A 21,948-nucleotide genomic window follows, 5' to 3' on the forward strand; every position below is an offset into this window, starting at 1 on the left:
CCGTCAGGCGCATAGCAGTTGCCGGGCTACCGGCAATCGGTGGGTTGCGGCGCACCGCAACTCTCTGTCTGATGAAAAACCCCTATATACTGAAACGTTACAGATTGTCACGGCCACTGCACAATGATTGGTAGCAGGACCCAAAAACGAGGGGCCGCTCCATCGCTTTAAAAACAGTTTGGAATCAGCGAGGGATCGTGCGCGGAACGCATCTTGCCGGCCTTCATGCGCTGCAGCATCATTTTTTGCAGCGCAACCTTTCTGTTGCGGCGCAGCAGGCGGCATCCGACCAAGGAATTTGTTCGTGTCTCGAAAAAATTTCGACCTGCTTCTATCCGAGGGGTTGCGCAGTCGGTGCAATTGCCGTATCGAAAATCTGTAACGTTTCAGATTCTGGGAGGAACCGAAATGCGCTATAAACTCATAACTGCTGCGCTGGCAGCGACGGCCGCGCTGCAGTTTGCCGGCCCGGCGGCCGCGGCGGATCTGGAAGTCACCCATTGGTGGACCTCCGGCGGCGAAGCGGCAGCAGTCGCCGAATTCGCCAAGGCTTTCGACGCGACTGGTAATCATTGGGTCGACGGCGCCATCGCCGGCTCCGGAGGCACGGCGCGTCCGATCATGATCAGCCGCATCACTGGCGGCGACCCGATGGGAGCGACCCAGTTCAATCACGGCCGGCAGGCGGAAGAATTGGTGCAGGCTGGGCTGATGCGTGACCTCACCGATCTCGCCACCAAGGACAAGTGGACGGAAATCGTGCGGCCGAAGAGCCTGCTCGACAGCTGCACCATCGACGGCAAGATCTATTGCGTGCCGGTCAACATCCATTCCTGGCAGTGGCTGTGGCTATCGAATGCGGCCTTCGAAAAAGCCGGCGTGCCGGTACCGAAGAACTGGAATGAATATGTCGCAGCCGCTCCCGCGCTGGAGAAGGCAGGCATCCTGCCGCTCGCGGTCGGCGGGCAACCTTGGCAGGCTTCCGGCGCCTTCGATGTGCTGCTTGCGGCGGTGGGCGGCACGGACACGTTCCTCAAAGTCTATAAGGACAAGGACGCAGAATTCGCCGCTGGGCCCGAGGTCGCCAAGGTCTTCAAGGCCGCGGACGATGCCCGCAAAATGGCGAAGAACACCAATGTGCAGGACTGGAACCAGGCAACCAATCTCGTCATTACCGGTAAGGCCGGTGGCCAGATCATGGGTGACTGGGCACAGGGCGAGTTCCAGGTTGCCGGTCAGACCGCCGGCAAGGACTATACTTGCCTTCCGGGCCTCGGTCTGAACGAGGTTATCGCCACCGGCGGTGACGCTTTCTACTTCCCGCTGCTGAAGGACGCCGAAAAGTCCAAGGCGCAGGAAGTGCTGGCCGAGACGCTGCTCGATCCCAAGACGCAGGTCGCCTTCAACCTCAAGAAAGGTTCGCTGCCAGTGCGCGGCGATGTCGACCTCAAGGCGGCGAACGACTGCATGAAGAAGGGACTCGACATCCTGGCCAAGGGCAGCGTCATGCCCTGGACGGACCAGCTGCTTTCGCAGGATAGCCAGAAGCAGAAGGAGGATCTTTTCTCCGAGTTCTTCGCCAAACCGGACATGACCGTGGAAGAGGCGCAGAAGCGCTTCGCCGACATCGTCGCTTCGGCCGACTGAAGATCGACGAACCGCCTCACTCCCGACCCTGCGAGCGCAAGGTCGGGAGTGTACCGCCCTTACCCGATCCCGCGCGGCTGTTGAGATGAGCAAGAGCGAACGCCCTAACCAACTCTTCCGCAACCTCAATGCGAAGATCGCCTCGATCCCGATGATCCTCACCGCCCTGGTGGTCTTCGTCGGCGGTACTGTGTGGACGGTGTTCTATTCCTTCACGAATTCGAAGCTCCTGCCGCGGCTGCACTTCATCGGGCTCGACCAGTACCACCGGCTGTGGTCGACGCCGCGCTGGCTGGTCTCGATCGAGAACCTGCTGATCTACGGCGTGCTGTCGCTGGTGTTCTCGCTGGTGATCGGCTTCCTCCTCGCTGCCCTGCTCGACCAGAAGATCCGGTTCGAGGACACGTTCCGAACCATTTTCCTCTATCCCTTCGCCCTCTCCTTCATCGTCACTGGTCTTGTCTGGCAGTGGCTGCTCAACCCCGAATTCGGGGTCCAGGGGGTGGTGCGCAGCCTGGGCTGGGAGAGCTTCAGCTTCGATCCGCTCTATAATTCCAGCATCGTCATCTACGGCATATTGATCGCCGCTCTCTGGCAAGGCACCGGGCTCATCATGTGCCTGATGCTGGCAGGTCTGCGCGGCATCGATGAGGATATCTGGAAGGCCGCGCGGGTGGATGGGATACCGACCTGGAAGACCTATCTCTTCATCATCATACCGATGATGCGGCCGGTCTTCATCACCACGCTCGTCATCATCGCCTCCAACATCGTTCGCGTCTACGATCTTGTCGTCGCCCAGACCAGCGGCGGGCCCGGCATCGCCTCCGAAGTCCCGGCCAAATATGTCTATGACTACATGTTCTTCGCCCAGAACCTCGGTCAGGGCTTTGCCGCCTCGACCATGATGCTGCTGTCCGTAGTGATCGTGATCGTGCCGTGGGCCTATCTCGAATTTGGAGGCAAGAAGCGTGTCTGACCAAACCGTTTCCCTGCCTGCAGGTGTGGACACCATCGGGCTCGAAGCGTACGGGCCGAGCGGACCGAAGCCGCGGCATACGTTCTCGCGCCGCAACATTTTCCTCTATGGCACGCTCATCGTGGTGGCGCTTTACTATCTCTTGCCGCTCTACGTGATGGTGGTGACATCGCTCAAAGGCATGCCGGAGATACGCCTCGGCAACATCTTCTCGCCGCCGCTCGAGATCACGTTCGAGCCTTGGGTCAAGGCCTGGTCGACCGCCTGCACGGGGCTCAACTGCGACGGGCTCTCGCGTGGCTTCTGGAATTCGGTGCGCATCACCATTCCGTCGGTGATCCTGTCGATCGCGATCGCTTCCGTGAACGGTTATGCGCTTGCCAACTGGCGCTTCAAAGGGGCCGATACTTTCTTCATCATCCTGATCGTCGGCGCCTTCATTCCCTATCAGGTGATGATCTATCCAATCGTCATCATCCTGCGCGAGATCGGCCTCTACGGCAGCCTCAAAGGCCTGGTGATCGTCCATTCCATTTTCGGCATGCCGATCCTGACGCTGTTGTTCCGCAATTATTTCTCGTCGATGCCGGAAGAGCTGTTCCGGGCAGCGCGCGTCGACGGCGCCGGCTTCTGGGGCATCTATTTCCGCATCATGCTGCCGATGTCGCTGCCGATTTTCGTCGTCGCCATCATCCTGCAGGTGACCGGCATCTGGAACGACTTCCTGTTCGGCGTCGTCTACACCCGCCCCGACACCTATCCGATGACGGTGCAGCTCAACAACATCGTCAACTCGGTGCAAGGCGTGAAGGAATACAACGTCAACATGGCCGCCACCATCCTGACGGGCCTCGTACCGCTCGTCGTCTACTTCGTTTCCGGCAAGCTCTTCGTGCGTGGCATTGCCGCCGGCGCAGTGAAAGGATGATGATGACAAGAATCGAAAATCCCAGTGTCTCAATCCGGGATCTGTCGCTGAATTTCGGCGCAATTTCGGTGCTGGAGACGCTCAATCTCGACGTCGCCGAGGGCGAGTTCATCGTGCTGCTCGGTCCGTCGGGCTGCGGCAAGTCGACCTTGCTCAACTGCATTGCCGGCCTGCTCGACGTCTCGGAAGGCCGCATCTTCATCAAGGGCAAGAACGTCACCTGGGAAGAGCCGAAGGACCGCGGCATCGGCATGGTATTCCAGTCCTATGCGCTCTATCCGCAGATGACGGTGGAGAGGAACCTGTCCTTCGGGCTGCGTGTTGCTGGCATCCCCAAGGACGACATCGCCAAGCGCATCGCGCGGGCTGCCGAAATCCTGCAGATCGAGCCACTGCTGCAGCGCAAGCCGTCAGCGCTTTCGGGCGGCCAGCGCCAGCGCGTCGCGATCGGGCGGGCGCTGGTGCGCGATGTCGATGTCTTCCTGTTCGACGAGCCGCTCTCCAATCTCGACGCCAAGCTGCGCTCGGAGCTGCGCGTTGAAATCAAGCTGCTGCACAGCAAGCTGCAAAACACCATGATCTATGTCACCCACGACCAGATCGAGGCGATGACGCTGGCCGACCGCATCGCGGTGATGAAGGGCGGCGTCATCCAGCAGCTCGATGCGCCGCAGACGATCTACAACCGGCCGGTCAACCGCTTCGTTGCCGGGTTCCTCGGCTCGCCAGCTATGAATTTTCTCGAGGGACAACTGGAAACCGGCGCCGGCCCGATATTCAAGACCGACGGTGTCTCGGTGCCGCTCGAGCGCTACGCCTTCGACAGCACAGGCCCCGCCGCCGGCGCCTGCGTGCTCGGGATCAGGCCCGAACACATCGCCTTCGGCGAGGCGGCAAGGTCAATGCCCTTCACCACCGACGGGGCCGTCGAGATCGTCGAGCCGATGGGCTCGGACACGCTGGTGTGGACGAAGCTCGGCGGCCACATTCTTTCCTTCCGCGTCGAGGCGGAAAGGACACTCCGCAACGGCGACCCGATCCGGATCGGTTTCGATCCCGCCCGCGCCTCGCTGTTCGACGCCGCAACCGGCAACCGCATGTAGCCTCCCAAGAACCACCTATCCCCAAGAGAACGGACAGAGACTATGAACTGGTCATTCCAACTTTACAGTGCGCGCAATTTCCAGCCTTGGGAGGACGTGCTCAAGACGCTCGGCAAGCTCGGCTACAGCGAAGTCGAAGGGTTCGGCGGCGTCTATGACGACCCGAAGGCATTCCGCGCCGAGCTCGACAAGAACGGGCTCGCCATGCCGACCGGGCATTTCTCGATCGACGCGCTCGAAAAGGATTTCGACGGCGTGCGCAAAATCGCCGACGCGCTTGGCATCACGCTGCTCATCTGCCCGTTTCTGATGGCCGATGCCAGGCCGACCGACGCAGCCGGCTGGAGCAGCTTCGGCGCCCGCCTGGCCAAGGTCGGCGAGACGGCTGACAAGGCCGGCTACGGCTTTGCCTGGCACAACCATGATTTCGAGTTCAAGACACTCGCAGATGGCTCGGTGCCGCAAGACCATATCCTGTCTTCGGCGCCCGACATTGGTTGGGAGATGGACGTCGCCTGGGTAGTGCGCGGCAGCGTCGATCCGCTGCCCTGGATCGAGAAGCACGGCAGGCGCATCGTCGCCGTCCATGTCAAGGACATGGCCAAGCCCGGCGAGGGCCTCGACGAGGACGGCTGGTCGGACGTCGGCCACGGCACCATCGACTGGGCCGGCCTGATCAAGGCCTTGCGCGCCAAAAGCGCCGCCAAGTACTACGTCATGGAACAGGACAACCCCAATGACATCGAGCGTTTTGCCCGCCGCTCGATCGCAGCCGCCAAGACCTATTAGGAGCAATCAGCATGGCAAGAAAACTTGGTATCGGCGTCATCGGCTGCGGCAACATCTCAAAGGCGTATTTTTCGCTGGCGCCGCTGTTTCGCGGCATCGAGATGCGCGCCTGCGCAGACATCAACATGGCGGCGGCAAAGGTTCGGGCGCTGGAGTTCAAGCTGCGCGCAGAGACCGTCGACGGGCTGCTCAAGGCCGATGACATCGACATCATCGTCAACCTCACCATTCCGGCGGTGCACTATGAAGTGTCGAAGCAGATCCTCGATGCCGGCAAGCATGTCTATTCGGAAAAGCCGTTCGTGCTGTCGGTCAAGGAAGGACTCGACCTGAAGCAGCGGGCGGAGAAAAAGGGGCTACGCATCGGCTCGGCGCCAGACACGTTCTTCGGCGGTGCGCACCAGCTTGTACGCAACCTGATCGACACCGGCAAGCTCGGCAAGATCACCAGCGGCACATGCCATGTGATGAGCCATGGCATGGAGCATTGGCATCCCAATCCCGACTTCTTCTTCCTGCCGGGCGCGGGTCCAGTGCTCGACATCGGGCCCTATTACATCACCAACCTGATCCAGCTTATCGGGCCAGTAAAGCAGGTGGCGGCCTTCGCTTCTATCCCGGCAAAGGAACGCACCATCAGCTCGAAACCGCGCGCGGGCGAAAAAATCCCGGTCGCTACGCCAACGACGATCCACGGCGTGATGGAGTTCGAGAATGGCGCCGTAGTGACGCTCAATACCAGCTGGGACGTGTGGAGCCATGGCCATGCGCCGATGGAACTCTATGGCGAGGCGGGCACGGTGTTCGTGCCGGATCCGAATTTCTTCGGCGGCGACGTGCGCTTCACCGAGGGGGCCAAGCCGGTCAAGAAGCTGCCGAAATGGAAGCATCCGTTTGGCGTGCCCAACGAGATGCATTCGCAGGGCATGATGGCCAATTACCGCACCGCCGGTCTGGCCGACATGGCATTGGCGATTGCGGAAGGCCGGCCGCACCGCTGCTCGATGGAACTGGCGCTGCATGCCGTCGACGTGATGACCGGCCTGTTGCGGTCCGGCGAGACTGCGAAGGTCGTCGCCATGCAGACCACCTGCGAACGGCCTGCAGCACTGGGCGTCAAGGAAGCGAAAGAGCTGCTGGCGAAGAAGAACAAGAACAAGTAGGCGGGTGGCGCGCCTCACGGGAGAAGCGGACAAGCTCCAACGTTTGCGATCCCCTCTCCCCGTTTTTGCGGGGTAAGGGTAAGGGTAAGGGGCAGAGCCGACTCGCCGCGTTGTCGCGGCGGCAGTTGTCGGGCACGTTTTGATTTGAGGATTTTCCATGCCCTATGCCCCCGCCGAAAACCGTTATGAGAAAATGATCTACAATCGCTGCGGGCGGTCCGGCCTGAAGTTGCCGGCGATCTCGCTCGGGCTGTGGCACAATTTCGGTAACGACACGCCGCATAGAACCAAGCAGGCGATTGTGCGCAAGGCCTTCGATCTTGGCATCACGCATTTCGACCTCGCCAACAATTACGGCCCGCCGCCAGGCTCCGCGGAGACGGCTTTCGGCGAAATTCTCAGGACGGACTTCGCCGCCTATCGCGACGAACTGATCATCTCGACCAAGGCCGGTTACGAAATGTGGCCGGGACCTTATGGTGAATGGGGTGGGCGCAAATATGTGCTGGCCAGCCTCGATCAGAGCCTGAAGCGGATGGGTCTCGACTATGTCGACATCTTCTATTCGCACCGCTTCGATCCCGACACACCGCTGGAAGAAACGATGGGCGCGCTCGACCACGCGGTGCGCTCCGGCAAGGCGCTCTATGCCGGCATCTCCTCCTACAATTCGCAGCGCACGCGCGAAGCCGCCGATATCTTGAAGCAGCTCGGCACGCCTTGCGTCATCCATCAGCCGAGCTACTCGATGCTCAACCGTTGGGTAGAGGAAGACGGCCTGCTCGACACGCTGGAAGGGCTCGGCGTCGGCTCGATCGTGTTCTCGCCGCTTGCGCAAGGCATGCTGACCGACAAATATCTTGGCGGCATCCCTGAGGGCAGCCGCGCCAACCAAGGCAAGTCGCTGCGCCCGTCGTTCATCAACGACAAGACCATCACCAATATCAAGGCGCTGAACGCGATCGCCTGTCGCCGCGGCCAGACGCTGGCACAGATGGCGCTGGCCTGGGTGCTGCGCAAGGGCCGAGTGACCTCGGCGCTGATTGGTGCCAGCCGGCCGGAACAGGTCGAGGATTGCGTCGGCGCGCTGAACGTGCTCGGCTTCAGCGATGCTGAACTGGGCGAGATCGACACCTATGCGCGCGAAGCCGACATCAACCTGTGGGCGGCCTCGGCTGAGCGCAAGGGTCCGCCGAGGAAGTAGCGCGCCACACAAGCCGGCAACTTGTCCGACCAAGACGGCGGGACCTGTTCTCGCCTTCTTTTTTCAGGTGCCAAATACCAGTTTCCGAGTTTGGCTGGCTAGTGCGCCGCGCTGGCGCAGAAACAGTAGCAAAAATGCCTGTTCGTCGCTATCTGGATAGGATTGGAACCGCTTGCATGCGGAAATGACGTGCAAGGGCGCAAGCGGGTTGAAAGCAGGATCATGGCAGCAAGGGATGTGCTGACGAAGAACCAGTTGTGCGTGCTCGAGAAACTCGAGGCCGCCAGCGGGCCGCTCAGCGCCTATACATTGCTCGACCAACTTCGGGAACGCGGCTTTCGCGCGCCGCTGCAGGTCTATCGCGCGCTCGACACGCTGGTGAAGTCCGGTTTCGTGCACAGGCTCGAAAGCCTCAATTCCTTCGTCGCCTGCGCCGAGCCGCACGACCACAGCCATTCGATGACCGCCTTCGCCATTTGCGACACATGCGGGCAGGTGACGGAAATGTCCGACCACGATATCGGCCACCGGCTCGACGAATGGGTACGCTCGACGGGCTTTGCCGCCAAAAAAGCGGTGATCGAATTCCGCGGCACCTGCGCCAAGTGCCGGGCCGAGGCGGCTTAAGGTATGTTGCTATTCAGGTGATGCCGGCCTGCAAATGGTGGCTTCCTGCGCTTCCGCTGCTCACATACCAAAGTACGCTCCGCTCCGGTTCTCGGAAACCACCTGTTTGGTCGCTTGCGCGACTCCGGCTCGGCCTGACCTGAATCTCAATACACGTTTCGCGTGTTAATGCGCCTCGTCCCAGTTGTTGGCGGCGCGGGCGTCGACATGCAGCGGCACCGACATCGAGACCGCCGGCATCGGCGCGTTCTCCATCACATGGCGCACGACAGGGATCGTCGCTTCGACCTCCGGTTCCACGGTTTCGAAGATCAACTCGTCGTGCACCTGCAGCAGCATGCGAGCCGAAAGCCCGGCTTTTTCCAGCGCGTCATCCATGCGTATCATGGCGCGGCGGATGATGTCGGCAGCGGTGCCCTGCAGCCTTGCGTTGATCGAGGCGCGTTCGTTGAACGCGCGGATGGAGGGGTTGGAGGATCTTATCTCCGGATAGTGGATGCGGCGGCCGAAGATGGTTTCGACGTAGCCGTATTCGCGGGCATAGGCCTTGGTCGCTTCGATATAGTCGCGGATGCCGGGGAAGCGCTCGAAATACTTCTTGATGTAGGCACCCGCTTCCTCGCGCGGGATCGACAGCTGATTGGCGAGGCCGAAGGCAGAGATGCCGTAGATGATGCCGAAATTGATCGCCTTGGCGCGGCGGCGCACCTCTGACGGCATGCCTTCGACCGGCACGTTGAACATTTCCGATGCGGTGATGGCGTGGATGTCGGCGCCGTCGGCAAAAGCCTGCTTGAGCTGCGGGATTTCAGCGACATGGGCGAGCACGCGCAGCTCGATCTGGCTATAGTCGGCGGACACCAGCTTGTGGCCCTTATCGGCGATGAAGGCCGCCCTGATCTTTCGCCCTTCGGCGGTGCGGACCGGGATGTTCTGCAAATTGGGGTCGGAGGACGACAGCCGGCCGGTCGTCGTCGCGGCGAGCGCGTATGACGTATGCACGCGCTTGGTGTCCGGATGGATGAAGCCAGGCAGCGCGTCGGTATAGGTCGACTTCAGCTTGGTGAGCTGGCGCCAGTCGACGATCTTGCGCGGCAGCTCATGGCCTTCGGCGGCGAGATCCTCCAGAAGCTGCGCCGAGGTCGACCATTGTCCGGTCCTGGTCTTCGATCCGCCCGGCAGGCCCATCCGTCCGAACAGGATGTCGCCGAGCTGTTTCGGCGAACCGATGTTGATGCGCTCGCCGACGAGCTGGTAGATTTCCTCCTCCAGCCGCGCGGCGCCCTGCGCCAGCTCGCCGGAGAGCCGCGACAGGATCTGCCGGTCGATGGAGATGCCGCGTTGCTCCATCCTTGCCAGCACCGGCACCAGCGGCCGCTCCAGCCGCTCATAGACCGAGACCAGGCCCTTGGCGGCGAGCCGCGGCTTCAGCACTCGCCAGAGCCTCAGCGTTATGTCGGCGTGCGTTGCACCGTAAGCGGTTGCCTTGTCGATATCGACTTGGTCGAAGCCGACGAAGCTCTTTCCCGAGCCGGCCAGCGCCTTGAGGGGGGTGGGCGAATGCCCAAGCCACTTCTCCGACAGGGCTGCCAAGCCGTGGCCGCCGGACGTGCCGGCGTCCAGCACGTAGGAAATCAGCATGGTGTCGTCGAAAGGCGCGACGTCGATGCCGTGGCGGCTCATGACGACAAGGTGGTATTTCAACTCCTGCACGATCTTGAGGACAGACCTGTCTTCAAGCAATGGCTTCAGCACGGCGAGCGCCTCGCGGACCGGAATCTGGTTGTCGGTCAATCCGCCGCCGAGCAGGTCGCCGTTTCCGCTTTTGTGCGCGAGCGGCACATAGGCGGCGCGACCCGGCGCGGTGGCCATCGAGACGCCGATAAGCTCCGCCCGCATCGGGTCGAGCGAGGTGGTCTCGGTGGCGAAGGCAACGACACCGGTCTCCATGGCCTCGGCCACCCAGGCCTTCAGCGTGGCGGCATCGCGGATCGAGACATAGGCGCTGGTGTCGATCTTGCTTGCGGTGGCGGCCTCCAGGCGAAGCGCCGAGAGCAGGGAAGGCGTGTCGCCTTCCTTGGGCACTTCGGTCCTGGATGTAGCCGGTGCCGCTTCTGTGGCTTCGTCCGTCTTAGCGCCGGCCGGCGCTCCGGCGCCGACGTCGGGACCATGCGCCGTGTCGGCGCGCTCGATCACGACGGCGGTAGCCGGAACATCGCCGGCCTCCGTTCCGGTTGCTTCTGCCACCCGGCGGGTCAGCGAGGAAAACTCCATGGTCTTGAGGAAACCGATCAGCTTCGGTCCGTCGGGCGCATGCAGCACGAAATCGTCGAGCCCCTCGGTGACCGGCACGTCGTTCTTCAGCGTTACCAGATGGCGTGAGATGCGCGCCTTGTCGGCGTTGGCGATGATCGATTCCCGCCGCTTGTCCTGCTTGATCTCGCCGGCGCGCGCCAGCAGCCCATCAAGGTCGCCGAACTGTTCGAGCAATTGTGCCGCCGTCTTCGGCCCGATGCCGGGCACTCCGGGCACGTTGTCGACAGAGTCGCCGGTCAGCGCCTGCAGGTCGATCATCTTTTCCGGCGGCACGCCCCATTTCTCGATGACTTCGGGAACGCCGATCTGGCGGTCTTTCATCGGGTCGTACATGCTGACCGTGGCGCCGACCAGCTGCATCAGATCCTTGTCGGAAGAGATGATGGTAGTGTCGCCGCCGGCTTCGCAGGCAAGCCGGCAATAGGTGGCGATAAGGTCGTCGGCCTCGAATCCTTCCATCTCGATGCAGGGCAGGTTGAAGGCCCTGGTCGCCTGGCGTATCAGGCCGAATTGCGGGATCAGGTCTTCCGGCGGCGCCGAGCGGTTGGCCTTGTATTCGGGGTAGAAATCGTTGCGGAAGGTTTTCGACGAATAGTCGAAGATCACGGCGAAATGCGTCGGCACGATGCCGACATCGGTGTTGCGGGCGTCCTGCGTCAGCTTCCAGACCATATTGCAGAAACCGAGCACGGCACTGGTCGGCAGCCCATCGGATTTGCGGGTCAGCGGCGGCAGCGCATGGTAGGCGCGAAAGATGTAGCCGGAGCCGTCGACAAGGAAGAGATGATCGCCTTTTTTCATGTCGGCAGGGATAGCGCGGCACAGCGCTGCGGTCCATGGCAAAGGCGATCTCAACCACGGTTTCGGCAACACCCCTGACAAGTCGATCCGATCACGGGTATGTTACAAAACTGTAATTTTCGTGCCCTTGAATCGCCACGTTCGGAGACACAGATAATTGTCATCGGCAGTTTTCGCCGAAGTCCGGAGTAAGGCCCGTCCCCCGCCTATCCCGGACATGTGCGGCAGCCTATCCCCCCTCTCCGGGCTGCCGCATCGTTTCGAGTAAAAGCCGCCGTGGTTCCCCCTCCACCACGGCGGCATTTTTTTTGCCGTTCGACAGGCGGCTCGTGGTCCAACGATCGCGGGCTTTTTGTTTCTGCCCAGCAGCTTTAGGGTTGTTGCTCAGATTCGAAAGGCCCGACAAAATGTCCAGAATTTCTCCCGTCCTCGACCGCCTCGACAACAACCTCGACCAGAGCCTGGAAAGCCTGTTCGGCCTGCTCAGGATCAAGTCGATCTCCACCGATCCTGACTACGCCGCCGACTGCCGCAAGGCTGCGGAGTGGCTGGTGGCGGAGCTCCAGCTGATCGGCTTCGACGCCAGTGTGCGCGACACGCCGGGCCATCCGATGGTGGTGGCGCACCATGAAGGGCCAGTGGGCGCGCCGCATGTGCTGTTCTACGGCCATTACGACGTGCAGCCTGTCGATCCGATCGAGCTCTGGGAAAGCGATCCATTCGCTCCTGCGGTGAAGGAGATCGAGCCCGGCCACAAGGTGATCACCGGGCGCGGTTCGGCCGACGACAAGGGGCAGTTGATGACCTTCGTCGAGGCATGCCGCGCCTGGAAGCAGGTGCATGGCGGCCTGCCGTGCCGCATCACGATATTGTTCGAGGGCGAGGAAGAGTCCGGCTCGCCGTCGCTGAAGCCGTTCCTCGAGGCAAACGCGGCCGAACTCAAGGCCGACTTTGCGCTGGTCTGCGATACCGGCATGTGGGACCGTGATACGCCGTCGATCTGCGTCGCGCTGCGTGGCCTGGTCGGCGAGGAGATCACGGTCAAGGCGGCCGACCGCGACCTGCATTCCGGGCTTTACGGTGGTGCTGCCGCCAATCCGATCCGCATCCTGGCCAAGGTCCTTGCCGACATTCACGACAAGGACGGCCATGTCACCATTCCAGGCTTCTATGACGGCGTCGAGGAAACGCCTTCCCAGGTCCTGAAGTCTTGGGAGACGCTTGGTGAGACGGCCGAGACCTTCCTCGGGCCAGTCGGCCTGTTAATTCCGTCCGGCGAAAAGGGCCGCTCGGTGCTGGAACTTACCTGGGCGCGGCCAACGGCCGAGTTCAACGGCATCACCGGCGGCTATACCGGCAAGGGTTTCAAGACGGTGATCGCGGCGGAAGCCTCGGTGAAGGTGTCGTTCCGCCTCGTCCACAAGCAGGACCCGGAGAAGATCCGCGCCGCTTTCCAGGCATTTGTCAGGGAACGCATTCCGGCCGACTGCTCGGTCGAATTCCACCCGCATGGCGGCTCGCCGGCGATCCAGCTTTCCTACGACTCGCCGTTCCTCGCCAAAGCCAAGGACGCGCTGTCGGATGAATGGCCGAAGCCCGCGGTAACGACCGGAAGCGGCGGCTCGATCCCGGTCGTCGGCGATTTCCAGACCTATCTCGGCATCGAGTCGCTGCTGGTCGGTTTTGGCCTTGACGACGACCGTATCCATTCTCCCAACGAGAAATACGAGCTGAGCTCCTTCCATAAGGGGCAGCGCTCCTGGGCCCGCATTCTCGACGCGTTGACGCGCTGAACGGGCGTGGAAATCAAGTTTCTGTTGATTTTTCCGTGGATCGCGGCGAGGACGGGTCACGCCGCGACCCGGAGAAGACGATGAGCGATATTCGCTTCCACAAGAACGACCTGCCCGACCTGTCGCATTACGATGTCGGGACGGTGGCCATCGACACCGAGACGCTGGGGCTGAAACCGCATCGCGACCGGCTTTGCGTGGTGCAGATCTCGCCAGGCGACGGCTCCGCCGACGTCATCCAGATCGCACCCGGCCAAAAGAGGGCACCGAACCTCGTCAGCCTGCTCAGGAACCGCAGCGTGACCAAGCTTTTCCATTATGGCCGTTTCGATCTCGCGGTGCTCTACAATGCCTTCGGCGTCATGCCGGAGCCGGTGTTCTGCACCAAGATCGCATCGCGGCTGACCCGCACCTACACCGACCGACACGGGCTGAAGGACATCTGCAGCGAACTTCTCGGCATCGGCCTGTCGAAGGCGCAGCAATCGTCGGACTGGGCGGCCGAGACGCTGTCGGCGGAGCAGCTCGAATATGCCGCCTCCGACGTACTCTATCTGCACCAGCTGCGCGATGTGCTGGGCGCGCGGCTGGCGCGTGAAAACCGGACGAAGGAAGCCGACGCCTGTTTCCGCTTCCTGCCGACGCGTGCGAAACTCGATCTGATGGGCTGGGGTGAAGAGGACATCTTCGCGCATAGCTGATAGCCTAATCTCGAAAACCAACTCCATATGTCTCGCCGGAGCGGGTTTTCGGGAACCGGACGTTTGCCGCGGCGTTCTGCCGGTCCATGGAGAGGGATGAGATGGCTGCCCGAAAACCAATCGAAACAGCGCCGAAAGACGGTTCCAAGGTCGCCGTCTACTGGCAGGACAGCGATGGCGTCATGAACGAATCCATCGCGCAATACCGTTCGCTCGCCCGACTTAAGGCTGCTGGCGGTGACTGGGACGAAAGCGATGCCGGCTGGTGGGCGTACACGGACAGTCATACGCAAAAGAAGATCGAACCGACCAGCTGGCGGCCCGCGTCCGAGGATGACGATGACCAATGATGCCGCTGGCGGGGGACGAATGATGCCGCAGGCGGGCACGAATGACGTGCTGGCGAGGCTGGCTGCTTTCGCATAGCGTGAAATCTTTGATAACGAGGCCGATTCGGGCCCTGCGCGCCTGCGTTCGCCTCTTGCTCTCAGGAACTCGCCATGGGAATCGAAAGCCTGCTCGTCTTTATCATCATCGGGGCCATTGCCGGCTGGCTCGCCGGCCTCATCGTCTCAGGCTTCGGCTTCGGCCTGATCGGCAACATCATCGTCGGCATCATTGGTGCGTTCATCGCCGGCTGGCTCTTCCCAAGGATAGGGTTCGCTATCGGGCGCGGCATTCTCGCCTCCATCTTCCACGCTACGATCGGCGCCATCATCCTTCTGTTGCTGATCAAGCTGGTAAAACGAGCTTGAGGCTAGCGCATGGCCCGAAAATCGGATTCGACTTTCGGGTCATGCGTAAAAAACTAAAGTGTTACAGCGCCCTTTGCGCGTCCAAAAAGGACGCGGCGCTGTAGTGGGTCGAATGAAGGGCGCGCCATGAAACAGAACACGCTCTACCTCATCATCGGCGCGCTCGTGGTCGTGGTCATCGGGCTCGGCATCTACGTCTATCGCGAGCAAGCCAGGCCGAAGGGCGTGGAGCTGAAGATCGATGATAAGGGTATTTCGATCCAGCAGAACTGAACGTGTCGGCTTGGCGCGACTTAGGCGCCTGCGAGACTGAGGTAAATCGTTGATTTTGCTGGTACCCCGTTATCGGCAGCGCGGAAAATGAGGGCTGGCCCATAGTCAATGCATTCATGGCGAGCAGCCAATCCGGACATCGAATTGGGGTGACGTATCGACACTTCCGCGCTATGATACTGCTCAGGGCGCTTGGGGCCAAACCACCTATTTTTAGGAGGTTGCCATGAGGCACCAGACACTGGACCAATTGCACACGGTAGCTGAGGTCCACAGAGAGCCAAAACATCCAGTAATGGACCGAACCCAACGCCTCGAACGTTGGTCGGACCTTCTTGAACGGCACCCCAACCGGTCCCTTACCGCACTTACCGGGACCGAGTACCGCCCGTCGGTAGAACGCAATGCAATGCGGGGCGACGGATCGCCAATATCGGTTGCCTTCGACGATCCCATTCTGCGCGATGAGGGACTAAAGAACGACAGCTATGGCGAAGCAAAGCGTTTCTTCGAATTGACCGACAATCAACTCCACGAAATCGTCTGCTACTGCCACGTTGGCGTATCGATGCTGTCGTCCAGGGCGGCGCTTTCCGTTCGCGCTGCGATCTGAGGATGGGGGTTCTCGCTGCATTGCGGGAATCCTTTTGCTAATGCCTGATCCGCCAGGTCGAATGACTTGGCGAGAGGATCATGCACAAAAATTCAGCGGCTTAGAGCGCGGTCGAACCGACAGGCCTTTGCTGATCGCGCTCTAACGATCTTATGAAAAGTGTATCTTGCGGCGACCTGCCATAGGTCCGTCCGCGTGCCGAATGACGGCCGGCGGGCAGTTGATGCACGGAACGCAAATCCCCACCGACTCATGAAAGACGCCCCGGCCTTCACGGAGGCTGACGAAAGTTTGCGGCTGGCAGAAACAGGCGTCGCGAACAGAGCAGTGGCGTCCAGTGACGAACAACTCCCCCAAGGCGTTGAAAACGCATTGAATTGTTTTTGAGCCGCTTAACGCGCCCTTAAATCGCCGTATCTACTCTGCAACCCGAGCGCCACGGCATCGGGACAGACAGCACAGCGCATGGCGAACCGCAGAGACAATCGCATCGAACCCAGCTTCGAGGGATCGCCGCGAGCGAATTCCTCGGCCGGGTTTTCGGTGAGCGAGAAGGATCGCGTCGTGCCAGGCAATCGCAAGTCCTCCGCAAGACGAAAGCCGGCCAAGGCGAAATCGCGCCGCGGACGTGGCCGGAACCGGCGTGGCCTGTTTGGTGTGCTTGGCCGGTTGTTCTACTGGTGCTTCGTGCTGGCTATCTGGGGCGGCATCGCCGCCGCCAGCATAATCGTCTATTACGGCGCGAAGATGCCGGCGGCCACGACCTGGGCCATCCCCGACCGCGCCCCCAACATCAAGATCGTCTCGGTCGATGGAAAGCTGCTCGCCAACCGCGGCATGAGCGGCGGCGAGGCTGTCGGCCTGCACGAAATGTCGCCCTATATTCCCGAGGCCGTGATCGCCATCGAGGACCGCCGCTTCTATTCGCATTTCGGCATCGACCCGATCGGTCTTTCTCGCGCCATGGTGGCCAATGTTCTTGGCGGGCATTTTTCGCAAGGCGGCTCGACGCTGACCCAGCAGCTTGCCAAGAACCTGTTCCTGACCCCGGACCGCACGGTCGAACGCAAGGTGCAGGAAGTGCTTCTGGCGCTGTGGCTCGAGCACAAGCACACCAAGGACCAGATCCTTGAAATGTACCTCAACCGGGTCTATTTCGGCTCCGGCGCCTTTGGCGTCGAGGCGGCTTCGCGCCGCTATTTCGGCAAGAGCGCGCGCGACGTCACATTGTCGGAGGCCGCCCTTCTCGCCGGCCTTTTGAAGGCGCCGTCGCGATTGTCGCCGGCACGCGACCCGAAGGCGGCCGAGGAGCGCTCCCAGCTCGTGCTCGCCGCCATGCGCAACGAAGGCAAGATCAGCGCCAAGGAACTGACCATGGCGATGAGCGCGCCGGCGACGCGCGCGCCATCCTACTGGACCGGCTCGGAAAACTATGTCGCCGACACCATCATGGAAGAGCTGCCTGACCTGATCGGCGATGTGCGCGGCGATATCATCGTCGACACCACCGTTGACCTGACGCTACAGAAGCTCGCCGAGCAATCGATCCGGCGCCTGGTCGACGAGAGCGGCAAGAAGCTCAATGTCAGCCAAGGCGCGCTGGTGTCGATCGACAATTCCGGCGCTGTGCGCGCCATGGTCGGCGGCTATGATTATTCGACCAGCCAGTTCGACCGTGCCTCGGAAGCGCGCCGCCAGCCGGGCTCGGCGTTCAAGCCGTTCGTTTATACGGCGGCGCTTGAAGCCGGCCGTACGCCTGACAGTGTGCGCAACGATGCGCCGATCAAGATCGGCAAATGGACGCCCGACAATTACCACGGCAAGTATTTCGGCAAGGTGACCCTGGCGACGGCGCTGGCGAAATCGTTGAACTCGGTGGCTGCCCAACTGACCATGGAAGTCGGACCCGACGCGGTGGTCGAAGCGGCGCACCGCATGGGCATCCAGTCCGATCTGACGGCCAACACGTCGATTGCGCTCGGCACCTCCGAAGTGACGCCGCTGGAACTGACGTCGGCCTATGTGCCCTTCGCCAATGGCGGCTACCGCCCGGAGGTCCATTTCATCCGCCGGGTGACGACAACCGACGGCAAGGTGCTCTACGACAACAATGGCGGCAGCGCGCCACGCGTCGTCAAACCGGAGATCATCGGCATGATGAACTCGATGATGACCGGCACTGTCGAAATCGGTACGGCCAGGAAGGCGGCTTTCGCTTGGCCGTCCGCCGGCAAGACCGGCACCAGCCAGAATTCGCGCGACGCCTGGTTCGTAGGCTATACCGCCAACCTCACCACCGGCGTGTGGTTCGGCAATGACGACGGCAGCCCGATGAAGAAGGTCACCGGCGGTGCGCTGCCGGCACAGGCCTGGCACGAGTTCATGGTCGCCGCGCATGAGGGCGTGCCGGTGCGGCCGCTGCCCGGAACGTGGAAGTCGACCCCGGCGGACACGATCGTTCAGGACGAAATACCGTCCGACACAGCGCAGCCGGCGCCGGTTCCGCAGGCTCCGGTTGGCCAATCCGCGCCCACCGCCCAAGCGCCTGCGCCGGCCCGCGCCGCGCGTCCCGCCGAAACGGTCGATGCCGACGGCTCCGGCATGCCGGGTGACGGTGGCACCACCGCATCGATCAGGCATCCGGTGCCGCCCGGCAATGTCGGCGGTCCGGTCAAGAAGCGGCAGACTTCGATCCTCGACATCCTCACCGGCGGCTGACCCCTCGCCACCGCAGTCGCGTTCCGCTACATGTCCGGCTTGGAGACCGCGACATGACCGAACTGGACACCAGAAAGACGATCGTGCTGACCGGCGCCAGCCGCGGCATCGGCCACGCCACGGTCAAGCGTTTTTCGCGCGAGAGTTGGCGCGTCATCACCTGCTCGCGCCAGGCTTTTGCGGAGGACTGTCCGTGGCCTGCCGGCCCGGAGGACCATATCAAGGTCGATCTCGCCGATCAGGAAGATGTCGGCATCGCCGTTTCGGAGATCCGCCGTCGGCTGGAAGCGCATGGCGGTCAGCTGCATGCGCTGGTCAACAATGCCGGCATCTCGCCGAAGCTGAAGGACGGCAACAGCCGCATGAACTCGATCGATACGCCGATGCATGTCTGGCGCGACGTGTTCCAGGTCAATTTCTTCGCGCCGATCATGCTGGCACGCGGACTGTTCAGGGAATTGGCCGCGGCCAAGGGCTCGATCGTCAACGTCACCTCGATCGCCGGCACCCGCGTGCATCCTTTTGCCGGCACCGCCTATGCGACATCGAAGGCGGCACTCGGCTCGCTGACGCGCGAGATGGCGCATGATTTCGGCCCGCACGGCATCCGCGTCAATGCGATTGCGCCCGGCGAGATTGACACTGCGATCCTGTCGCCCGGAACGGACAAGATCGTCGAGACCATCCCGCTCAGGCGGCTGGGCACGACGGCAGAGGTCGCGGACATCATATTCTTCCTGTGCTCGCAGCAAGCCTCCTACGTGACGGGTTCGGAGATCCACATCAACGGCGGCCAGCATGTGTGAGCGAGCGCCTTTCTAATTGAGCCATTTCTAATTGAGCGGTTGTCGGCGCCGCTCGCCAATGGCTCTGTCAGGCCGCCTGCAGCAGGCTCTCGATCTCGTCTATGGTGTGGTTGGTCAGCGTCTTCGGAATTTCTGCCTTTATCCTTTCCTCGACCTCCTTGTGCAGTTTCCTGCGCATCTCGCCAAGCACCTGCGGTGGTGCGATCAGGACGATCTCCTTGAACGCGCCGCGATGCGCGAGCTTGTAGAGTCGCTCGGCAATTTTTTCGGCAAAACGCTCCTTGCCGAGACGGTGCCAGTCGGTGTCCTCGACCGCACTGCGGTGGACAGAGGGGCCGTCGCTATAGCGGCCGGGGCGGTCGCTGCCCTGATGGCGGGTGGCAGGATTTTCCTGTTCCATTTCCTGTACGACCTCAAGGTTCGGATTCAGCGCGCCGCCCTCGTTGCGAAGGAACAGCGCTTTCTCGCCGTCGGCCACTACGATCCACAGTCCATGTTTCAGAACGACGTTGCTCATCGAGCGCTCCTCCTTTCCTGATTTGGAACCTGCGGGTAGACCATCGCGGCGGTGGCAGGCTTCGGACCCGCTGGGCAAACGCATGCCGAGGCGAGAATGTTCCGGTACCGGAAAGGGACAATCGAGCAGCTAGCCGACGATTTCTCCATCGAGAGTGTGGCGACTTTAATCTACTAAATTGATAGAATTTAGAAAAAACTGCTTTGTGAAAACGGCCGATTTGCCGCTAGACGGCCGCAGGACAGGGCTCTCAATAGCAGCCCGAATCCGCGTCACATTCGGATGTGGAATATTTTTCTCTTGCCTGTCATGCTTGCGGAAAAGCGATTGCCTCCCACGAAGCGATGCGCGAGTGGGTTCCTTCTGGTTTTTCGCGCCCGCGCGTAAAACTGCCAAATTGTTCAGGAATTTCGCTCGCCATGCCGCAGGCCAACCTCAAGCTCAACGCCTTTCCCGTCTTCATGCGGGTCGAGGGCGAAGCTGTCGCCATCGTCGGCGGCGGCGGGGAGGCTCTCGCCAAGGCGCGGCTGATCAGCCAGTCGAGCGCGTTGCTGCGCATCATCACCGATGCCGCCGAAGCCGAGCTGCTGGCCTTCATTGCTGCGACCGGCGCTGTCCACATCGCTGCTGCCTACGATGCCGCGCATCTCGAAGGCGCGGCCATGGTGTTTGCCGCCAGTGGGCGCGAAGCGCTTGACCGCCAGGTTGTGGAGGACGCGCGCCGGCTGGGCATACCGGTCAATGCCGTCGACCGGCCGGAGCTTTGCGATTTCTTCACCCCGGCTCTGGTCAACCGCGCGCCGGTCGCCATCGCCATAGGCACCGAAGGCGCGGGCCCGGTGCTTGCCCAGATGCTGCGCAGCCGCATCGACCGCATGCTGTCGCCGTCACTCGGGCCACTCGCTTCGCTTGCCGCTTCGTTTCGCGGCGCAGCCGAGAGATTGCTGCCGAAAGGCAATGCCCGTCGCCGTTTCTGGAGTGATTTTTTTGCTGGCGCACCGGCACGTGCGGTGGAGGAAGGTCAGCTTTCACAGGCGCATGATGCCGCCGTCGACCTATTGCTCTCGAACGCACCGGCTTCGGGCCATGTTGCTTTGGTGGGCGCAGGACCTGGTGCCGAGGACCTGCTGACGCTGCGCGCCCACCGCCTGCTGATGGAAGCCGACGTGATCGTCTATGACGCGCTGGTGCCAGAGGCGATCGTCGCCATGGGCCGCCGCGACGCCGAGCGCCTGCCGGTCGGCAAGCGCAAGGGCTGCCACTCCAAGAGCCAGGCCGAGATCAACGAGCTGCTGGTCGAACTCGGCCGCGCCGGCAAGCGCGTGGTACGGCTGAAATCCGGCGACCCGCTGGTGTTCGGCCGGGCCGGCGAGGAAATGGCGGCGCTGCGCGACGCCGGCGTCGCCTATGATCTGGTTCCAGGCGTCACCGCTGCATTTGCCGCCGCCGCCGACTTCGAATTGCCACTGACGCTGCGCGGCGTGTCGTCGTCGATGGTGTTCACTACCGGCCACGACCTCAAGGGCAATTCGCTGCCCGACTGGGCAAAGCTTGCCATCTCCGGCGCCACGGTCGCCGTCTATATGGGCCGCTCGGTCGCGGCAGAGGTTGCCGGCCGGCTGATCGAAGCCGGCCTGTCGCCGGATACGGCGGTCGCCGTGGTCGAGAACGCCAGCCTGGCCAGCCGCCGCCGTTTCCATGGCACGCTCGCCGATCTGCCGTCGCTGGAGGTGCGCGCCGACCTGACCGGCCCGGTCATGACCATCATCGGCGATGCCGTCGCCGGCGCCAATTTCGAACGTTCCGAGCCGCTCTCGGCACACAGGCATGAAGGCATGGCCAGCGCGGCCGCCGAAGGAGTTGAAGAATGAAGGTTCTGACCGCGAACCGCCTCACCGACGGCGAAGCCGTCTGGTATGCCAATGGCGGATGGGCCGAGACGATCGGCAATGCCGAAGTCGCCCATGACAAGGCGGCCGAGGACCGGCTCGAGGTGATCGGCGCCAAGGCCTACGCCGATAACGAAGTGGTCGACGTCAACCTGATCGACGTGAGCGTCGTCAACGGTATCGTCGAACCGGTTCGGCTGCGTGAAAAGATCCGCGCCGCCGGCCCCACCAACCGCAACGATCTGGGCAAGCAGGCTCGTCCGACAGCTGCCCGGGCGGCATGAGCCAGCACATTTGACGAAGCGGGCGGACGCGCCCGGAAAGAC

20 protein-coding genes are annotated in these 21,948 nt (G+C 62.1%); 18 read left to right on the forward strand and 2 right to left on the reverse strand.

The window, feature by feature from the left end; genetic code table 11:
• Positions 1-408: 408 nt before the first annotated feature.
• The 8 genes from EN859_RS06655 (at position 409) to EN859_RS06690 (ending at position 8,440) form a co-directional block, all read left to right on the forward strand.
• Positions 409-1,647, forward strand: coding sequence for an ABC transporter substrate-binding protein (locus EN859_RS06655; RefSeq protein ID WP_127852347.1), 1,239 nt, complete (start codon positions 409-411; stop codon positions 1,645-1,647).
• An 85-nt stretch (positions 1,648-1,732) separates the two neighbouring features.
• Positions 1,733-2,626, forward strand: a complete 894-nt coding sequence (locus EN859_RS06660; protein ID WP_127852346.1) for a sugar ABC transporter permease — start codon at positions 1,733-1,735, stop codon at positions 2,624-2,626.
• Positions 2,619-3,554, forward strand: coding sequence for a carbohydrate ABC transporter permease (locus tag EN859_RS06665; RefSeq protein ID WP_127852345.1), 936 nt, complete (start codon positions 2,619-2,621; stop codon positions 3,552-3,554). Before EN859_RS06660 ends, EN859_RS06665 begins: the two co-directional genes overlap by 8 nt.
• 2 nt (positions 3,555-3,556) lie before the next feature.
• Complete coding sequence (locus EN859_RS06670) at positions 3,557-4,657, forward strand: ABC transporter ATP-binding protein (RefSeq protein ID WP_127852344.1); 1,101 nt, start codon at positions 3,557-3,559, stop codon at positions 4,655-4,657.
• A 42-nt stretch (positions 4,658-4,699) separates the two neighbouring features.
• Entirely contained in the window at positions 4,700-5,446 is a 747-nt protein-coding gene (locus tag EN859_RS06675) for a sugar phosphate isomerase/epimerase (RefSeq protein ID WP_127852343.1), read from the forward strand.
• Between the two features lie 11 nt (positions 5,447-5,457).
• Positions 5,458-6,609 (forward strand): Gfo/Idh/MocA family oxidoreductase, encoded by a 1,152-nt coding sequence (locus tag EN859_RS06680; RefSeq protein WP_127852342.1) that lies wholly within the window; start codon positions 5,458-5,460, stop codon positions 6,607-6,609.
• 157 nt (positions 6,610-6,766) lie between these two features.
• Positions 6,767-7,813: an L-glyceraldehyde 3-phosphate reductase gene (gene mgrA / locus EN859_RS06685; protein ID WP_127852341.1), complete on the forward strand. Its 1,047-nt coding sequence runs from the start codon at positions 6,767-6,769 to the stop codon at positions 7,811-7,813.
• Between the two features lie 222 nt (positions 7,814-8,035).
• Positions 8,036-8,440, forward strand: coding sequence for a Fur family transcriptional regulator (locus tag EN859_RS06690; protein WP_127852340.1), 405 nt, complete (start codon positions 8,036-8,038; stop codon positions 8,438-8,440).
• A gap of 165 nt (positions 8,441-8,605) precedes the next feature.
• Here EN859_RS06690 and polA read toward each other — a convergent pair whose 3' ends face one another.
• Entirely contained in the window at positions 8,606-11,557 is a 2,952-nt protein-coding gene (gene polA / locus EN859_RS06695) for a DNA polymerase I (RefSeq protein WP_127852638.1), read from the reverse strand.
• A gap of 407 nt (positions 11,558-11,964) precedes the next feature.
• On the opposite strand from polA, the gene EN859_RS06700 reads away from it, so the two are divergent.
• The 8 genes from EN859_RS06700 (at position 11,965) to EN859_RS06735 (ending at position 19,216) form a co-directional block, all read left to right on the forward strand.
• Positions 11,965-13,350 (forward strand): M20/M25/M40 family metallo-hydrolase, encoded by a 1,386-nt coding sequence (locus EN859_RS06700; RefSeq protein ID WP_127852339.1) that lies wholly within the window; start codon positions 11,965-11,967, stop codon positions 13,348-13,350.
• A gap of 80 nt (positions 13,351-13,430) precedes the next feature.
• A complete protein-coding gene (locus EN859_RS06705; protein ID WP_127852338.1) occupies positions 13,431-14,051 on the forward strand; it encodes a ribonuclease D in 621 nt (206 codons plus the stop codon).
• Positions 14,052-14,152: 101 nt separating this feature from the next.
• A complete protein-coding gene (locus EN859_RS06710) occupies positions 14,153-14,401 on the forward strand; it encodes a hypothetical protein (protein ID WP_127852337.1) in 249 nt (82 codons plus the stop codon).
• 150 nt (positions 14,402-14,551) lie between these two features.
• Positions 14,552-14,806 carry a GlsB/YeaQ/YmgE family stress response membrane protein gene (locus tag EN859_RS06715; RefSeq protein WP_127852336.1) on the forward strand — a complete coding sequence of 85 codons (255 nt, stop codon included), beginning with the start codon at positions 14,552-14,554 and terminating at the stop codon, positions 14,804-14,806.
• 126 nt (positions 14,807-14,932) lie between these two features.
• The gene (locus EN859_RS06720) at positions 14,933-15,079 is read left to right on the forward strand and encodes a hypothetical protein (RefSeq protein ID WP_127852335.1); all 147 of its coding nucleotides are present in this window, start codon (positions 14,933-14,935) and stop codon (positions 15,077-15,079) included.
• A 226-nt stretch (positions 15,080-15,305) separates the two neighbouring features.
• Entirely contained in the window at positions 15,306-15,692 is a 387-nt protein-coding gene (locus EN859_RS06725) for a hypothetical protein (RefSeq protein ID WP_127852334.1), read from the forward strand.
• A 465-nt stretch (positions 15,693-16,157) separates the two neighbouring features.
• Positions 16,158-18,410, forward strand: a complete 2,253-nt coding sequence (locus EN859_RS06730) for a transglycosylase domain-containing protein (protein WP_127852333.1) — start codon at positions 16,158-16,160, stop codon at positions 18,408-18,410.
• A 53-nt stretch (positions 18,411-18,463) separates the two neighbouring features.
• Positions 18,464-19,216 (forward strand): SDR family oxidoreductase, encoded by a 753-nt coding sequence (locus tag EN859_RS06735; protein ID WP_127852332.1) that lies wholly within the window; start codon positions 18,464-18,466, stop codon positions 19,214-19,216.
• 67 nt (positions 19,217-19,283) lie between these two features.
• On the opposite strand, the gene EN859_RS06740 is transcribed toward EN859_RS06735, so the two are convergent.
• A complete protein-coding gene (locus tag EN859_RS06740) occupies positions 19,284-19,733 on the reverse strand; it encodes a host attachment family protein (RefSeq protein ID WP_127852331.1) in 450 nt (149 codons plus the stop codon).
• Between the two features lie 419 nt (positions 19,734-20,152).
• Between EN859_RS06740 and cysG the strand changes: the two genes are divergently transcribed.
• Both cysG and EN859_RS06750 read left to right on the forward strand, forming a co-directional pair.
• On the forward strand, positions 20,153-21,604 hold the full coding sequence (gene cysG / locus EN859_RS06745; RefSeq protein WP_127852330.1) for a siroheme synthase CysG: 1,452 nt from the start codon (positions 20,153-20,155) through the stop codon (positions 21,602-21,604).
• Positions 21,601-21,906: a DUF2849 domain-containing protein gene (locus EN859_RS06750; protein WP_127852329.1), complete on the forward strand. Its 306-nt coding sequence runs from the start codon at positions 21,601-21,603 to the stop codon at positions 21,904-21,906. Before cysG ends, EN859_RS06750 begins: the two co-directional genes overlap by 4 nt.
• The last annotated feature ends 42 nt before the right edge of the window (positions 21,907-21,948 follow it).

It is taken from the genome of Mesorhizobium sp. M00.F.Ca.ET.216.01.1.1, assembly GCF_004010325.2.
Lineage (GTDB): Bacteria > Pseudomonadota > Alphaproteobacteria > Rhizobiales > Rhizobiaceae > Mesorhizobium.

Excerpts from the sequence above, each read along its gene's own strand:
- EN859_RS06655 (WP_127852347.1), top strand. The coding sequence starts at position 409 with ATGCGCTATAAACTCATAACTGCTGCGCTGGCAGCGACGGCCGCGCTG.
- EN859_RS06660 (WP_127852346.1), top strand. The coding sequence starts at position 1,733 with ATGAGCAAGAGCGAACGCCCTAACCAACTCTTCCGCAACCTCAATGCG.
- EN859_RS06670 (WP_127852344.1), top strand. The coding sequence starts at position 3,557 with ATGACAAGAATCGAAAATCCCAGTGTCTCAATCCGGGATCTGTCGCTG.
- EN859_RS06675 (WP_127852343.1), top strand. The coding sequence starts at position 4,700 with ATGAACTGGTCATTCCAACTTTACAGTGCGCGCAATTTCCAGCCTTGG.
- EN859_RS06680 (WP_127852342.1), top strand. The coding sequence starts at position 5,458 with ATGGCAAGAAAACTTGGTATCGGCGTCATCGGCTGCGGCAACATCTCA.
- mgrA (WP_127852341.1), top strand. The coding sequence starts at position 6,767 with ATGCCCTATGCCCCCGCCGAAAACCGTTATGAGAAAATGATCTACAAT.
- EN859_RS06690 (WP_127852340.1), top strand. The coding sequence starts at position 8,036 with ATGGCAGCAAGGGATGTGCTGACGAAGAACCAGTTGTGCGTGCTCGAG.
- polA (WP_127852638.1), bottom strand. The coding sequence starts at position 11,557 with ATGAAAAAAGGCGATCATCTCTTCCTTGTCGACGGCTCCGGCTACATC.
- EN859_RS06700 (WP_127852339.1), top strand. The coding sequence starts at position 11,965 with ATGTCCAGAATTTCTCCCGTCCTCGACCGCCTCGACAACAACCTCGAC.
- EN859_RS06705 (WP_127852338.1), top strand. The coding sequence starts at position 13,431 with ATGAGCGATATTCGCTTCCACAAGAACGACCTGCCCGACCTGTCGCAT.
- EN859_RS06710 (WP_127852337.1), top strand. The coding sequence starts at position 14,153 with ATGGCTGCCCGAAAACCAATCGAAACAGCGCCGAAAGACGGTTCCAAG.
- EN859_RS06715 (WP_127852336.1), top strand. The coding sequence starts at position 14,552 with ATGGGAATCGAAAGCCTGCTCGTCTTTATCATCATCGGGGCCATTGCC.
- EN859_RS06720 (WP_127852335.1), top strand. The coding sequence starts at position 14,933 with ATGAAACAGAACACGCTCTACCTCATCATCGGCGCGCTCGTGGTCGTG.
- EN859_RS06725 (WP_127852334.1), top strand. The coding sequence starts at position 15,306 with ATGAGGCACCAGACACTGGACCAATTGCACACGGTAGCTGAGGTCCAC.
- EN859_RS06730 (WP_127852333.1), top strand. The coding sequence starts at position 16,158 with ATGGCGAACCGCAGAGACAATCGCATCGAACCCAGCTTCGAGGGATCG.
- EN859_RS06735 (WP_127852332.1), top strand. The coding sequence starts at position 18,464 with ATGACCGAACTGGACACCAGAAAGACGATCGTGCTGACCGGCGCCAGC.
- EN859_RS06740 (WP_127852331.1), bottom strand. The coding sequence starts at position 19,733 with ATGAGCAACGTCGTTCTGAAACATGGACTGTGGATCGTAGTGGCCGAC.
- cysG (WP_127852330.1), top strand. The coding sequence starts at position 20,153 with ATGCCGCAGGCCAACCTCAAGCTCAACGCCTTTCCCGTCTTCATGCGG.
- EN859_RS06750 (WP_127852329.1), top strand. The coding sequence starts at position 21,601 with ATGAAGGTTCTGACCGCGAACCGCCTCACCGACGGCGAAGCCGTCTGG.